This is a genomic window from Bradyrhizobium sp. U87765 SZCCT0048, from assembly GCF_018131225.1.
Taxonomy (GTDB): domain Bacteria; phylum Pseudomonadota; class Alphaproteobacteria; order Rhizobiales; family Xanthobacteraceae; genus Bradyrhizobium_A.
Genome location: NZ_JAFCMM010000003.1, coordinates 86894 through 101515 on the forward strand (window position 1 = coordinate 86894; position 14622 = coordinate 101515).

The following is a 14622-nucleotide window of genomic DNA, read 5'->3' on the forward strand; positions in this document are numbered from 1 at the left end:
AATCGCTCTGTCGTGGTCCCGCCCAGAAAGCGGCGTCGCCACGGACCTACGATGAAACCAGCCGGGTGCGGAATCATCAATTGTTACGTCCGATGACGGCCCGGCCTCAATCGGCCAGCATCGCCCCGATATCGGCCTGGGCGACGATGTTGCCATTGACCTTGGCATCGCCGTGAAACCACCACATCGCTTTTTTCCGGGTGATCAGGCGCATGTGATACTCGATGGTATCACCGGGCAGCGCCGGCTTGCGGAACTTGCACTTGTCGATCGTGAGGAAATAGACCGCGGTCGGCCGGTCGGTCTCGCCCGTCGACAGCATGCCGATGACGCCGGCGGTCTGCGCCATGCCCTCGATCATCAGCACGCCCGGGAAAATCGGCCGGCCCGGAAAATGCCCGGTGAACTGCGGCTCGTTGATCGTGACGTTCTTGATGCCGACGCCGCTGAAGTCGCTGCGGATGTCGCGAACGCGGTCGATCAGCAGGAACGGAAAGCGGTGCGGCAGCGTCTTGAGAATCTGGGCAATGTCCACAGCCTCAATCGTAATCGGTGCGTCCATCAACCCTGCCCTTCCTTGTCGTCGGCACCCGACGTCCTTGCCCGGGACGCCTTTGCACTTGGTGATCCTTCCCGTCCCAGACGCTCGACTTCGAACAACTCGCGGAAAAACTGCTTGATGGGCTTGGCCGGTGAGCCGCCCCATTTGACGCCCGGCGGGACCTCGCCGACCACGCTGCTGCGGGCCGCGATCTGGGCGCCGTCGCCGATCACGGCATGGTCACTGACGCCGATGCGCGCGGCCAGCACCACGCCGTCGCCGAGAATCGAACTGCCGGCGACGCCGCTCTGGCTGACCACGATGCAGTGCCGCCCGATCACGACGTTGTGGCCGATCTGGACGAGATTGTCGATCTTGGTGCCCTCGCCGATCACGGTGTCGCTCATGGCGCCGCGGTCGATGGTCGTGCCAGCGCCGATCTCCACGCCGTTCTGGATCAGAACGCGTCCGGTCTGGGGAATTTTCATATGGCCGTCGGGACCGGGGACGAAGCCATAGCCGTCCTGGCCGATCCGGCAGCCCGGATGGATGATGACGTTGTTGCCGATCAGGGTGCAGATGATCGAGACGCCGATGCCGATGCTGCAGTCGCGCCCGATCTTGACCCCGGCCCCGATCACCGCATTCGAACCGATCACGGTTCCCGCGCCGATCTCGACGTCGGGTCCGATGACCGCCAGCGGATCGACCACGACGCCGTCCTCGAGGTGCGCCGTCGGATGGATCACCGCCGAGGGCGAGATCCCGTCGTTGCCGAACGACGACTGCGGCCGCAGGCTGTCGGCATAGAAGTGGCGCCCCATCCGAACGAAAGCCCGGTACGGGTCAGCCACCTTGAGCACCGCCACATGCGACGGCACGCTCGCTTCCATGCGTTCGGACACCAGGCACGCCCCTGCGTGGGTCGCGGCGAGCTGTCCGGCGTATTTCTTGCTGTCGCAGAAAGTCAGGTGGCCGGGTCCGGCTCCCTCAAGCGGGCTCAGCGCACGGATGCGCTGAGCGGCGCGACCGGCGTCCAGAAGCTGGGCGCCGGTCAAGTCCGCAATCTCGGCCAGGGTCGCCCCGGCCGGCTGCGCGAAGAATGTCAGGTCTGTCATTCCACCTGCCGCAGCCCGGCTCGTGGTCACACTTAGAATGTCGTGCCGCCTCCGAAGCGGAACTGCTGGACACGATCGTTGGGACCCTTGCTCATCGGGATCGCGTAGTCGAAGCGCAGCGGACCGAACGGCGACGCCCAGATCAGACCGACACCGACCGACGACCGAACCGTATTCTGGTCCGAGAAGGTCATCGTTTCGAGGGTCTGAGCCCAAGTTGTCGGTCCCTTATAGCCCCAGAGCGAGCCGGCGTCCGCATAGAGCGCACCCTTCAGACCCACTTCCTTGGGCAGGAACCAGAACGGCACCTGCAGTTCGGCCGAAGCACCCCAGTACATGGTGCCGCCGATGGCGTCGTTGGTGGTGCCGGGCGTGATGTCACGCGGACCGATACCCTGCGGAGCGAAACCACGCACCAGCTGCGGACCCATCTGGAACTGGTCGAGCATACGGATGCTCTTGTCCCCGAGCTGGTTCATGATGCCACCCTGCAGATGGATCAGGCCGACGATGTCAGCCACCAGCGGCTGGTAGTACTTCACGTCGCCCGTGGTCTTCATGTAGCTGACGTCGCCACCCACGCCGGCGAAATCCTGCCGGAAGTCAACCAGAAGGCCCGAGTTCGGGTTCTTGTTGTTGTCGAGGGTGTTGTAGGTCAGCGTGTAGCCCAGCGCCGAGGTCAGCGTGCGGCCCTGCGCGAGTTCGATCTTGACCGGCAGCGACGCTTCGCCGTCCGCGTAACAGCCGAGGTTGCCGGCCGCGACCTGATCCGGGGTCGGCGTCGGGTTGAACGGCAGGAACGGATTCGCCGGGTTGTTGTTACAGTTCGCGAGCTGCGACGGCAGCGAGATCTCCTGCTGGAACAGCGAGTAGCGCAGCTGCAGCGAGAGGTCTTCACGGAGCTGGAAGCCGAGCCGCGGGCTGAAGCCGAGCGTCTTGGTGTTGTACGACACGTAGCTGTTGGCGAGCTGCTGGCGCTGATAGACATCGACGCCGAACGCCACACGGTAGTCGAGCAGGTAAGGCTCGACGAACGAGAACGAGTAGCCGCGGGCATACTGGCCGTACTGCACCGACGCCTTGGCGTAGAGACCACGTCCCAGCAGGTTGCGCTCGGAGACGCTGACCTCGCCGAGGAAGCCGTCGGAGGTCGAGTAGCCACCCGACACCGAGAACTCGCCGGTCGACTTCTCTTCGAGATCGACGTTGACGATCACGCGGTCGCTGGACGAGCCAGGCTCGCTGCTGATCTTCACGGTCTTGAAGTAGTCGAGGTTCTTCAGGCGGCGCTCGGCGCGATCGATCAGCGCGCGGTTGTACGCGTCACCTTCGGAGATATCGAACTCGCGGCGGATCACGTAGTCGCGGGTGCGGGTGTTGCCACGAACGTTGATGCGCTCGATGTAGGTGCGCGGGCCCTCGTCGATCGCGAAGGTGATCGACACGGTGCGCGCCTCGAAGTTGCGCTCGCCGCTCGGACGCACGACCGCGAAGGCATAGCCGCGGCGCGACGCCTCGATCGACATTTCCTCGACCGACTTTTCAATGGCTTCGGCGTTGTAGACCGAGCCGACGCTGACGCGCGACAGGCTCGCGAGCGTATTGCCGTCGAGCGAGGGAACGCTGGAGCGGAAGTTCACCGAACCGACGCGGTACTGCTGGCCTTCCTCGATCTTGAAGGTGACGATGAAGCCCTTGCCGTCCGGATCGTACTCGGTCAGCGCGGCGACCACCTGCACGTCGGCATAGCCGTTCTTGAGGTAGAAGCGGCGAATCAGGTCGCGGTCGGCCTCGACGCGATCCGGATCATAGATGTCGCCATTGCCCAGGAAGCTGAGCAGGTTCGATTCGCGCGTCTTGATGACGTCGCGCAGGCGGTAGGACGAATAGGCACTGTTGCCGACGAAGTTGATGGTCTTGACGCCGGTCTTGTTGCCTTCCGTGATCTCGAACACGAGATCGACGCGGTTGTTGGGCTGCTCGATGACCTGCGGCACGACACGGACGTCATAGCGGCCCGACCGGCGATAGATCTCGGAGATGCGCTGGGCGTCCGACTGCACCATCGGGCGCGAGAAGGTGCCACGCGGCTTGGACTGGATTTCGGCCGAGAGCTGGTCGTCCTTGACCTTCTTGTTGCCCTCGAAGGCGACACGGCCGATCACCTGGTTTTCCACCACGGTGACGACGACGCGACCGCCGACCTGATTGATCTTCACGTCCTGGAACAGGCCGGTCTCGTAGAGCGCCTTGAGCGCATCATCGATCCGGCCGCTGTCCAGCCGGCCACCCGGCCCCGGCTTGAAGTAGGAGCGGATGGTATCCGCCTCCACACGCCGGTTGCCCTCGACGACGATCGATGAAGCAGACTGGGCCAGAGCTGGCGAGGAAACGAGCATTCCCGTCACCGAACCGGTGACCGGGAGAGCGAACATGACCAGGGCGGCCAACATGCCCCGCCTCAGCACTCGCAGACCAACTTTCATGCGCCAAGTGACCTTATCATTCCAAGTCTCGACCCTGCTCCCCAGCCGGCCGAGAGATTCCCCAATTCGACGACGCTTGTAGCCAATTTTCACCGGCTGGCAAACGACGTTTGATGCCGCTTTTCCAATTTCTCACCAATACGTTGCCCAACGGCCACGCCGGGAGAACTTTCACATGGACCTGTCATGAACCTGGCAAGTGGACCAGGTCGTTATAGAACGTGAAAATCATCAGCATCAGCACAATCGCCAGGCCAAAACGGAATCCCATCTCCTGGGCCCGCTCCGACAGCGGCCGACCACGCACAGCCTCGATCAGATAGAACAGAAGGTGACCACCATCCAGCAGCGGCACCGGAAACAGGTTCAGCAGGCCGATGGAAATGGACAGCACGCCTGCCAGATGGATCAGGGCCGGCAGGCCGAGCGTCGCCACCTTCCCCGAAATCTGGGCGATTCGCAGCGGCCCACCAATCTGGTCGGCCGCTTCCTGACCGGTGAACAGACGACCGATGTAGAACACCGTCTGCTTGACGATGAACCAGGTCTGATCGACCCCCAGCGACACCGCCGTCAGTGGATCAACGGGCTTGGCGGTCAGCTCAGCCGGAGCCGGCGCCCGCTGGATCCCGAGCAGCCCTTGGCTGTGGGTGCCGAAACTGTCCTTGATCACCTTCATCTGCGGGGTGGCCTGGAGGACGACGGTCTCGTTACCCCGGCGGACGGTGAAGTTCAGCTGCACGCCTGCACTGGTGGCGACGATTCGCTGCATGTCGGAAAAGCTCTCGATCGTCGTTCCGTCGATCGCGGTGACGACGTCACCATGCTGGAACCCGGCGACAGCGGCCGCGCTGCCCGGCTCGACCGTGTCGACCTCGGCGGTAATCGAGGGCTTGCCGAAGGTCATGAACAGGACGGAGAAAATCACGATCGCCAGCAGGAAGTTGGCGATCGGACCGGCGGCGACGATGGCTGCGCGGGGGCCGACCTTCTTGAAATGGAAGCTCTGGGCGCGCTCGCCTTCGGACATCGTCGCCAGCGTCGCTTGCGACGGCGTGCTCGCCTCACTGTCGTCGCCGAAGAACTTGACGTAGCCGCCAAGCGGAATCGCGGAGATTTTCCAGCGGGTGCCGCGGCGGTCGTTGAAGCCGACGATCTCCGGCCCGAAGCCGAGTGAGAAGGTCAGGACCTTCACGCCAGCCCAGCGAGCGACCAGAAAATGGCCCAGCTCGTGAAAGAAGACGACGATCGTCAGGACGAACAGGAACGGGATGACATAGCCAACGACGAGGTGGCTCAACATATTGAAGTTATTAACTAAAGTGTCGATCATCCGATCCTCGTCACGGAACGCAGGGGCTCCGCGTCATAACCTTTAGGATGCCTTTGCGGCAATTTGAGGCAAGAGGGTGGCAGCGATATATCGCGCGCCATGGTCAACGGCGAGCGCGTCGTCAGCGGTCCGCGGTGCCTTCGCCGCACCGTCGGCCAGCGCCTTCTCAAGCGTCGCCTCGACCAGGCGGGCGATCATGCCGAACTCGATCTTGCGCGCGACGAAGGCGGCGACCGCGACCTCGTTGGCGGCATTATAGACCGTCGGCGCCCCGCCCCCGGCCCGCAGCGCGTCGAATGCCAGGCGCAGTCCCGGAAAGCGCTTGAGATCAGGCACCTCGAACGTCAGCTGGCCGATGGCCGCGAGGTCGAGCCGCGCCGCCGGCCCGGGAATGCGGTCCGGCCAACCCAGGCAATGGGCGATCGGGGTCCGCATGTCGGGAGCACCGAGCTGCGCCACGACCGAACGGTCGGCGAACTCGACCATGCCGTGGATGATCGACTGCGGATGGACGAGCACGTCGATCTCGTCGGGCGTCAGCGCGAACAGGTGCGCAGCCTCGATCACCTCGAGGCCCTTGTTCATCATCGAGGCGGAATCGATCGTGATCTTCTGGCCCATCGACCAGTTCGGATGCTTGAGCGCCTGCTCGAGCGTCGCCTGTTCGATGGCCTCGACCGTCCACGTGCGGAACGGACCGCCAGACGCAGTGATGATGACGCGGGAGAGTTCCTCGCGATTGCCCGAGCTCAGGGCCTGGAACAGGGCGTTGTGTTCGGAATCCGCCGGCAGCACCTGGGCGCCCGCCGACACCGCGCGCTCCATGAAGATCTCGCCGGCACAGACCAGGCATTCCTTGTTCGCCAGCGCGACGGTGGCGCCGCGGTCGACCGCCGCGAGCGCCGGCTTGAGGCCGGCCGCGCCGCTGACGGCGGCCATCACCCAGTCGGCCGGCCGCGCCGCCGCCTCGATCACCGCGCCCTCGCCTGCGCCGCAGGCGATGCCGGTCCCGGACAGCGCCGACTTCAGCGCGTCGAACTTCGATTCGTCGGCGATGGCGGCAAAGCCGACCTCGAACTCACGGGCGAGCTTGGCCAGCGCCTCGACATTGCTGTGGGCCGTGACGGCCTCGACGCGGTAGCGGTCGCGACCACGGCGCAGCAGGTCCATGGTGCTGTCGCCGATCGATCCGGTCGCCCCGAGGACGGTGACCACACGCTCCCGCCGGGGCCGCGTCTGATCGAGAGTTTTCAAAGGTACCGCGCTCATCGTCCTCACCAAACCATAAGACCGCGGCCGACGCCATCGATACCGCCGCGCAAGGCCCCGACCAGCGCTGCGAAAACGATCGCCGCGACAAAGCCGTCGAGCCGGTCAAGCAATCCGCCATGGCCCGGGATGATGTGGCTGGAATCCTTCACCCCGAACGTGCGTTTGACTGCCGATTCAAACAGATCGCCAAGCTGCGAGACCACCGAGAGCACACTGGCGAGCGCCAGCAGCGGCCCCATGCGGCCAAGGCCCAGCACCGCAAATACAGCTGCGACAACAAGACTGCCGACGAGCCCGCCGATCGCGCCCGCCCAGGTCTTCTTGGGGCTGACCCGCGGCCACAGCTTCGGCCCGCCGATTCCCCGCCCGGCGAAATAGCCGCCGATGTCGGTGACCCAGACCACCAGCAGCACGAACATCAGCGCCAGAAACCCCGTCTCTGCATCGCCCCGGACGAGATCCGAAGCGACGAGCGCGCAGGCGGCATAGGCAAGGCCGGTGGCCGCCCACACCCGCCGTTCTCCGCCGGCAATGGCGACGACGACGAGGCCCGCAGCCATCACGGCCGCGGCGACCGCAATCCAGTGGACCATGCACAGGCCGCCGACCAGCAGCGCCACGACGCCGGCGACCAGCACGGCCGTGTTGCGCGCCGCGCCGACGATCGTCAGCCATTCGACATAGAGACCAACGGCTGCGGCCAGCACCAGGAGGGCCCATAGCCAGCCGCCGAGATAGGCGATGCCGACAGTCAGCGGGGCCAGCACGACCGCGGCGGCGACACGCATCAGGAGATTGCGCCCGCCCTGCTCGCCGCCTGCCACGGGCGCGACGTTGTCCTTCGGCACGCGGCTCACGATCCGGTCTTGGCGGCAAGGCCGCCGAAGCGCCGCTCGCGCCGGGCGTATTCGGCGATGGCGCCTTCGAGCGCTGCACGATCGAAATCGGGCCAGTGGATCGGCACGAACACCAGCTCGCTGTAGGCGGCCTGCCACATCAGGAAGTTGGACAGGCGCTGCTCGCCGCTGGTGCGGATGATCAGGTCGGGATCGGGCAGATCCGGCGCATCGAGGTTCTGGGTGATCGCCTCTTCGGTGATGCTGTCGACGCTGCGGCGCCCCTCGGCCACCTCGCGCGCGAGGCGCTGGGCCGCGCGCGCAATCTCATGCCGCGAGCCGTAGTTGAACGCGACGACGAGCGTCAGAGCGGTATTGGCCCGGGTCAGCTCCTCCGCTTCGGCGAGCAGCGCACGAATGTCCTGCTCGAGCCCCTCGCGCTCGCCGATCACGCGCACGCGCACGCCATCGCGATGCAGCGAGGCGAGGTCGTTGCGGATGAAACGGCGCAGCAGGCCGAACAGGTCGCCGATCTCGGTCGCCGGCCGCGACCAGTTCTCGGAACTGAACGAAAAAATCGTCAGATAGGAAATGCCGAGGTCGTTCGCGGCGCGAACCACGCGGCGCAGCGCCTCGACGCCGCGGCGATGCCCCTCGCCGCGCGGCAGGCCGCGCGCCGCGGCCCAACGGCCGTTGCCATCCATGATGATCGCCACGTGCCGCGGCGCATCTTGCCGGGCCGGCTCATCGGAATGGGACGAAACGGCGTTGGACATCGCGTGCAGCCTCAGACCGTGAGGATTTCCTTTTCCTTGGTGGCAAGGAGCTGATCGATCTCCGCGATCGTCGCATCCGTCGCCTTCTGGATGTCGTTGCCGAAACGCTCCTGATCGTCCTCGGAGATTTCGTGGTTCTTCTCGAGCTTCTTGACGGTGTCGAGGCCGTCACGGCGCACGTGGCGCACGGCAACGCGCGCGGCTTCGGCGTACTTGTGGGCGACCTTCACGAGCTCCTTGCGGCGCTCCTGGTTGAGCTCGGGAATGCGCAGGCGCAGCACCTGGCCTTCGGTGGCCGGCGACAGGCCGAGGTTGGAGTTGACGATCGCCTTCTCCACCGCGTGCACCATGGACTTGTCCCACACCTGCACCGACAAAAGGCGCGGCTCGGGCACGCTGACGGTCGCGAGCTGATTGAGCGGCATGTGGCTGCCATACGCCTCGACCTGCACAGGCTCCAGCATCGACGCCGAAGCGCGGCCGGTGCGCAAGCCGCCGAGTTCGTGCTTCAGCGATTGGGTCGCGCCCTGCATGCGGCGCTTCAATTCGTTGAGATCGAAAGTCCCGGTTGCCATGGTCGTTGTCCTCTGATCGAAAATTCGTCGAGCCGGCCGCACCTCGAGGCGCGGCCATGCGAGCGTCGCCTAGCCTGCGACGATGGTTCCCCGGCCGCCTCCGCTGAGAATCGCCCCGATGGAGCCGGGCTCGGCGATTGAGAACACGATGATAGGCACCCCGGTTTCGCGGGCAAGAGCGAACGCCGTCGCATCCATGACCTTATACCCGCCTTCCAGCGCCTGCGAATGCGTCAGGCGCTCGAAACGCTTGGCGGCGGGGTCGGTCTTGGGGTCGGCGCTGTAGACGCCATCGACGTTGGTGGCCTTGAGCACGGCCTGCGCACCGATCTCTCCGGCGCGCAGCACGGCCGTGGTGTCGGTGGTGAAGAACGGATTGCCGGTGCCGCCTCCGAGCAGCACGATGCGGCCTTCGGACAGCGCCAGATTGGCCGCGGCACGGGTAAAAAGTTCGCTGACTTCGGGCATCACGAACGCCGACAGTGTCCGGGCCGCCTGCCCCTTGCGCTCCAGCGCCGCTTCGAGCGCGAGGCAGTTCATCATGGTCGCCAGCATGCCCATGGTGTCCCCGGTGGGGCGCGACACGCCACGGTTCGAGACTTCCACGCCGCGGAAGATATTCCCGCCGCCGATCACGACGGCGATCTCGATGCCGAGCGCGCGGGCGGCGATCAGGTCGCCGGCGACACGGTCGATGGTGGGCTGGTCGATTCCGAAAGGCTGCGGTCCGGCCAGATACTCGCCGGAGAGCTTGACCACGACACGACGATAAACCGGCTCACCCATGGTGCGCTCCCCTTCGGGCGGATCCAGCCGAAGCCGGCAAAACATCCTACCCGAACAACTAGATAAAGCGACGCGTCCGATTCAAGGCCGTTGCATCAAACAACAATGGCGGCCCTTGCGGGGCCGCCATTGCCCTGGGATCAGCTCTGTCCGGCGGCTGCGGCGACCTCGGCGGCGAAATCGGATTCCTGCTTCTCGATTCCCTCGCCCAGAGCATAGCGCACGAAGCCGGTGATTTTCACCGGTCCACCGACCTTGCCCTCCGCTTCCTTCACCGCCTGCGCCACCGACTTGCCGGTGTCGTGGATAAAGGCCTGCTCAAGCAGGCAGACTTCCTTGTAGTAGGTCTTCAGACCCGACTCGACGATCTTCTCGATCACGTTGTCCGGCTTGCCCTGCTGACGGTACTTGTCGGCGAGCACGTCCTTCTCACGGCGCACCACCTCGGGATCGAGGCCGGCAGCCTCGAGCGCAGCCGGGTTCGCCGCCGCGATGTGCATCGCGATCTGGCGGCCGAGCGCGGAGAGCTCGTCGGCCTGGCCGGGCGACTCCAGCGCAACAATCACGCCGAGCTTGCCGAGACCGTCGGTGACGGCATTGTGCAGGTAGCTCGCCACCACGCCCTGCCCGACGGACAGCGCAGCGGCACGGCGCAGCGTCATGTTCTCGCCGATGGTCGCAATCGCGTCGGCGATCGCCGTCTCGACGGTGGCGCTGCCGACCTTGGCGGCCTTGATCGCCTCGATGTCGGTGGTGCCGGAATGAAGCGCGACCTGGCCGATCATCTTGACGAGGCCCTGGAACTGGTCGTTACGGGCGACGAAGTCGGTCTCGGAATTCACCTCGACCAGCACGCCCTTGGTGCCCTCGACGATCGCGCCGATCAGGCCCTCGGCCGCGACGCGGCCAGCCTTCTTGGCAGCCTTCGACAGGCCCTTCTTGCGCAGCCAGTCGACCGCCGCATCCATGTCGCCAGCGGTCTCGTTGAGTGCCTGCTTACAGTCCATCATGCCAGCGCCGGTCTTGTCGCGCAGCTCCTTGACCAGTGCAGCCGTAATCGTTGCCATCTTGAATATCCTTGTGTCTGCGAACGCCGCCCGCCCGACGGCGACCATCAACGACGTCACGTCCCGAATCGGAAATGCAGCGGACCTGCGAAGCGGGACACTAGCCGGCCAGTATGTCCTGGCCGCGAAATCAGCTTCAAAGCCGATCCGGGATGGCCACAGGGCCATCCCGGAGATTTCGGCTTGAGATCGTTACTCCGCTTCCGCGGTCAGTTCCTTGGCCTTGACGACCCAGCTGTCGGCACGACCCGGCAGGCCAACCTGCTCGCCAATGTGGTGAGCGGTGTCGTGGTCGAGCTCGGCGAGCTGCCAGTAGTGGAAGATGCCGAGGTCGTTGAGCTTCTTCTCGATCGCGCCGGACACGCCGGTGAGCTTCTTGAGATCGTCGGCAACGCCGCGCGGACCGGGCAGCCCCTGGAAACCGCCCTCGGCGGCCGGCAGCTCTTCCTGGGCCGGATTGGCCAGCGCACCGATGTCGATGCCCGCATCGCCCTGCGCACGGGAAATGCCGTCGATCGCGGCGCGCGCGATCAGGTCGCAGTACAGGCTGATGGCACGGCCAGCGTCGTCGTTACCCGGAACGACGTAGGTGATGCCCTTCGGATCGCAGTTGGTGTCGACGATCGCCGCCACCGGAATGTTGAGGCGCTGGGCCTCCTGGATCGCGATGTCTTCCTTGTTGGTATCGATCACGAAGATCAGGTCGGGCAGACCGCCCATGTCCTTGATGCCGCCGAGCGAGCGATCGAGCTTGTCGCGCTCGCGCTGCAGGTCGAGGCGCTCCTTCTTGGTGTAGGCCTGGCTCTCGGACGAGGCGAGCATCTCCTCGAGATGACGCAGGCGCTTGATCGAACCGGAAATGGTCTTCCAGTTGGTCAGCGTGCCACCGAGCCAGCGCGAGTTGACGAAGTACTGCGCCGAGCGCTTGGCGGCATCGGCAACGCCGTCCTGCGCCGAACGCTTGGTGCCGACGAACAGGATACGGCCGCCGCGGGCGACGGTGTCGCTCACCGCCTGCAGCGCACGGTGCAGCAGCGGCACGGTCTGCGCGAGGTCGATGATGTGGATGTTGTTGCGGGTGCCGAAGATGTAATCCTGCATCTTCGGATTCCAGCGATGGGCCTGGTGGCCAAAGTGAACGCCGGCTTCGAGCAGCTGACGCATCGAGAAATCAGGAATCGACATTTTGGTATTCTCCGGTTGGTTCCTCCGGAAACGTGTGAGCATAACGAGCCTCGCGGCCCGGATGCCACCGGACGGCCTTCAAAGCCATGTTTCCGTGTGAGATGGCGCGCTGTATAGCGGCGCCTCCGCCGCAACGCAAGGATTTCCCGTCACAATCGGGCCCGGCCGGCCCGGAAACGGCCCGGCCGGATCCCCGTGAGGGAACCCGGCCGGGGGGACGCGATCAGCTTGTCAGCACTTGGGCTGGTTCGGCGGACACCTCTTGGGCGCGGGCCGCGGCGGCGGAGCTGGACGCGGTGCCGGCGGACGGGCGACCTGGGGCGCCGGACGCGGCGGCGGAGCGACCCGCGGCGGCGGTGCCGGCCTGGGGGGCGGAGCCGGCCGGGCCACCGGCGCAGGGCGCGGCGGCGGGGCGGCACGCTGGGGGGCCGGACGTGGTGGTGGCGCCGGTCGCTGGACCTGCGGCCTCGGCTGAGCCTGTGGCCTTGGCTGGGCCTGCGGCCGAACCGGTGCCTGCACCGACGGGCGGACAGGCGTCGGCGCAGTCACGGCCGGCTTCGGTCCGGGACCCTGCCCCCCCGGGCGCCCTGCAACCGGCGGGCGAGGCTCTCCGCTGGGCGGAGCACCGGCCGTGGCCGGCGGATGGGGCGGCGTCGCTCCGGCCGGCGGTGTCGGGCCCGGCCCCGGTCCGGGGTGAGCCTGCTGGGCCGGCAGGGTCGCGTTGGGATGCTGCATCGCCGCACCACCCGCCGGGCCACCCGTCCCCGGAGGCGGCGGTGGCGCGCCCTTGGTGCCGGGAACCGGCAGGGCATTGGCCTTGGGCAACGCCGTGCTTGGCGTCACATTAGGCGTCACCGCGGGCACGCCGCCCGGCGCGCTGGTCGGCTGCGGCGCGGTCCCCGGACCGCCGGGACGCGCGGCCGGATTGATCGACGCACTTGGCGGCGGCGGCAGCTTGCCCTGCTGGATCAGCGAAGCCCGCTGCATCGCCGCTCCCGGCAGCGTCGGCCCGAGGCCAGGCCGAACTGCAGCTTGTCCCGGACCGCCCGGGCCACCAGGCGCGCCGACAGGCGCCCCCGGAGGCGGCGCGCCGGGAGCCCCCGGCGCAGGACGGTTGTTGATCACGGTGTTGATGATCGTGGTGTTGTGGATGTTGTTGAAGATGATGTTGTTCGGCGGCGGCGCGACATACACCGGCGGCCGGACATAGACCGGGATCGGCACGAAGAACGGCTGCGGCAGCACGAACAGTCCGATCGGCGGCGGCGGTGGCGGCAGCACCACGAAGTCCGGCGGCGGCGGCGGCAGGAAGAACACCGGCGGCGGCGGCGGCGGCGCGAAATCGAACACCGGATCGCTGAACATCAGCACCGGCCGGTCGACATAGACGACCTCGTCCGGCGGCGGCGGCGGCACGTCGTAGTCCATCACCGTGAAGGTCTGCGGCGGCTCGAGCGGCGCGGTGAGAATGGCGAGACGGCGGCGCGCGTCCCCGGCATGCGGCCCGCGCGGATAGCGCCGCAGATACGACCAGTACGCGTCCGGCGTATCGGCACGGTAGCTGCGCCGCCACGTGATGGCCTCGCGCCGCGCGGCGACGATCGCCCTCACCCGCTTCGCCAGCGGATCAGTCGGATAGGCGGCGAGGAAGTCTTCATAGCCCTGCAGCGTGTCACGCTCGAGCGCGGCGGCATAGGCATCCTGCACGCCGAGGTCGCGGATCGGGCGGTCGCGCATCGCCATCGCCTGATCCGGCGGCGCGGCGGCCGGCGCGTCGGGAGCACGATCGAAGAAGGAGAACTGCAGATCGGCCTTCTGCGCATTCCACGGCACCTGCGCGCCCTTGCTCGCCTCGTTGACGCGCAGCCGCAGGCGGTTGAACAGCTCCGACAGCGGCAGCCCGCCGGTGCGGATCATCTCGGCGAGCGACTGCGCGTAGATGCCGTAGGAGCCCTGCTCCGGCGGCGCGACCGTGCCAGGGGCAGCATTGAACGCGATCAGGGTGTTGGGATCGGGCTCGACCAAAGCAAGGCCGCTGGCGATCGGCTGGCCGCCCTCGACGAACGGCTGCTGCCGCGCGAGGTCCAGCACCACGATGTTGGCCTTGAGCGGCAACGCCGCGAGCTGGCGCACATAGTCGCTGATGCGCAGGCCTTCGGTCGGGATGTCGGTGTCGCGCGTGACGTTGGAATCGACCGGGATGAAATAGTTCTCGCCGGCGAGTTGCACGCCATAGCCGGCCAGATAGATCATCGCCACCGTGTCCGGACCGGACGTCTCCGCCTTCTGCACGAAGTCGCGGAAACTCTTGCGCAGGGTATCGCCGTCGAGGTCTCGCGCACCGGTCACGTCGAAGCCGGCAGCCTGCAGGGTCTGGGCGATCAGGCCGGCATCGTTGGCCGCGGTCGCGAGCGGCGAACGGGCATAGGCGCCGTCGCCAACCACCAGCGCGATCCGCTTCTGCTGTTGCTGGGCGAAGGCCGGCGGCGACAGGCCCGGCCACGCCAGCGCAAGGATGAGACAGGCCGAGACGACGGAAAGGACGCGGGCGAGCGGCATGGCTTTTCTTCCCGGTGGTTTGAGTCTGCGATCCCCACATTGAGCGAGGCGCAAACTGAACACCAGTTGAACGAAAAGCACCACCGCC

12 protein-coding genes are annotated in these 14622 nt (G+C 66.5%); all 12 read right to left on the reverse strand.

What is annotated here, in order from left to right; translation table 11 throughout:
• Positions 1-106: 106 nt before the first annotated feature.
• A complete protein-coding gene (fabZ, locus tag JQ639_RS18945) occupies positions 107-562 on the reverse strand; it encodes a 3-hydroxyacyl-ACP dehydratase FabZ (protein WP_211970527.1) in 456 nt (151 codons plus the stop codon).
• Entirely contained in the window at positions 562-1659 is a 1098-nt protein-coding gene (gene lpxD, locus JQ639_RS18950; protein WP_211970528.1) for a UDP-3-O-(3-hydroxymyristoyl)glucosamine N-acyltransferase, read from the reverse strand. Before lpxD ends, fabZ begins: the two co-directional genes overlap by 1 nt.
• Before the next feature lie 32 nt (positions 1660-1691).
• Positions 1692-4145, reverse strand: a complete 2454-nt coding sequence (bamA, locus tag JQ639_RS18955; protein WP_211970529.1) for an outer membrane protein assembly factor BamA — start codon at positions 4143-4145, stop codon at positions 1692-1694.
• Positions 4146-4329: 184 nt separating this feature from the next.
• Positions 4330-5478 carry an RIP metalloprotease RseP gene (rseP, locus tag JQ639_RS18960; protein ID WP_211970530.1) on the reverse strand — a complete coding sequence of 383 codons (1149 nt, stop codon included), beginning with the start codon at positions 5476-5478 and terminating at the stop codon, positions 4330-4332.
• Positions 5479-5520: 42 nt separating this feature from the next.
• The gene (dxr, locus tag JQ639_RS18965) at positions 5521-6747 is read right to left on the reverse strand and encodes a 1-deoxy-D-xylulose-5-phosphate reductoisomerase (RefSeq protein ID WP_211970531.1); all 1227 of its coding nucleotides are present in this window, start codon (positions 6745-6747) and stop codon (positions 5521-5523) included.
• A gap of 5 nt (positions 6748-6752) precedes the next feature.
• The gene (locus JQ639_RS18970) at positions 6753-7598 is read right to left on the reverse strand and encodes a phosphatidate cytidylyltransferase (protein WP_371745188.1); all 846 of its coding nucleotides are present in this window, start codon (positions 7596-7598) and stop codon (positions 6753-6755) included.
• Between the two features lie 5 nt (positions 7599-7603).
• Positions 7604-8362 (reverse strand): isoprenyl transferase, encoded by a 759-nt coding sequence (locus JQ639_RS18975; RefSeq protein ID WP_211970532.1) that lies wholly within the window; start codon positions 8360-8362, stop codon positions 7604-7606.
• 11 nt (positions 8363-8373) lie between these two features.
• Positions 8374-8937 (reverse strand): ribosome recycling factor, encoded by a 564-nt coding sequence (gene frr, locus JQ639_RS18980; RefSeq protein WP_211970533.1) that lies wholly within the window; start codon positions 8935-8937, stop codon positions 8374-8376.
• 69 nt (positions 8938-9006) lie between these two features.
• The gene (gene pyrH / locus JQ639_RS18985; RefSeq protein WP_211970534.1) at positions 9007-9723 is read right to left on the reverse strand and encodes a UMP kinase; all 717 of its coding nucleotides are present in this window, start codon (positions 9721-9723) and stop codon (positions 9007-9009) included.
• A 140-nt stretch (positions 9724-9863) separates the two neighbouring features.
• Positions 9864-10790 carry a translation elongation factor Ts gene (gene tsf / locus JQ639_RS18990; protein WP_211970535.1) on the reverse strand — a complete coding sequence of 309 codons (927 nt, stop codon included), beginning with the start codon at positions 10788-10790 and terminating at the stop codon, positions 9864-9866.
• 192 nt (positions 10791-10982) lie between these two features.
• Positions 10983-11975 (reverse strand): 30S ribosomal protein S2, encoded by a 993-nt coding sequence (locus JQ639_RS18995; RefSeq protein ID WP_211970536.1) that lies wholly within the window; start codon positions 11973-11975, stop codon positions 10983-10985.
• A gap of 231 nt (positions 11976-12206) precedes the next feature.
• On the reverse strand, positions 12207-14534 hold the full coding sequence (locus JQ639_RS19000; RefSeq protein WP_211970537.1) for a caspase family protein: 2328 nt from the start codon (positions 14532-14534) through the stop codon (positions 12207-12209).
• Positions 14535-14622 lie beyond the last annotated feature (88 nt).

Bases quoted from the DNA above. Each gene is read 5' to 3' on its own strand.
- fabZ (WP_211970527.1), bottom strand. From the start codon at position 562: ATGGACGCACCGATTACGATTGAGGCTGTGGACATTGCCCAGATTCTC.
- lpxD (WP_211970528.1), bottom strand. From the start codon at position 1,659: ATGACAGACCTGACATTCTTCGCGCAGCCGGCCGGGGCGACCCTGGCC.
- bamA (WP_211970529.1), bottom strand. From the start codon at position 4,145: ATGAAAGTTGGTCTGCGAGTGCTGAGGCGGGGCATGTTGGCCGCCCTG.
- rseP (WP_211970530.1), bottom strand. From the start codon at position 5,478: ATGATCGACACTTTAGTTAATAACTTCAATATGTTGAGCCACCTCGTC.
- dxr (WP_211970531.1), bottom strand. From the start codon at position 6,747: ATGAGCGCGGTACCTTTGAAAACTCTCGATCAGACGCGGCCCCGGCGG.
- JQ639_RS18975 (WP_211970532.1), bottom strand. From the start codon at position 8,362: ATGTCCAACGCCGTTTCGTCCCATTCCGATGAGCCGGCCCGGCAAGAT.
- frr (WP_211970533.1), bottom strand. From the start codon at position 8,937: ATGGCAACCGGGACTTTCGATCTCAACGAATTGAAGCGCCGCATGCAG.
- pyrH (WP_211970534.1), bottom strand. From the start codon at position 9,723: ATGGGTGAGCCGGTTTATCGTCGTGTCGTGGTCAAGCTCTCCGGCGAG.
- tsf (WP_211970535.1), bottom strand. From the start codon at position 10,790: ATGGCAACGATTACGGCTGCACTGGTCAAGGAGCTGCGCGACAAGACC.
- JQ639_RS18995 (WP_211970536.1), bottom strand. From the start codon at position 11,975: ATGTCGATTCCTGATTTCTCGATGCGTCAGCTGCTCGAAGCCGGCGTT.
- JQ639_RS19000 (WP_211970537.1), bottom strand. From the start codon at position 14,534: ATGCCGCTCGCCCGCGTCCTTTCCGTCGTCTCGGCCTGTCTCATCCTT.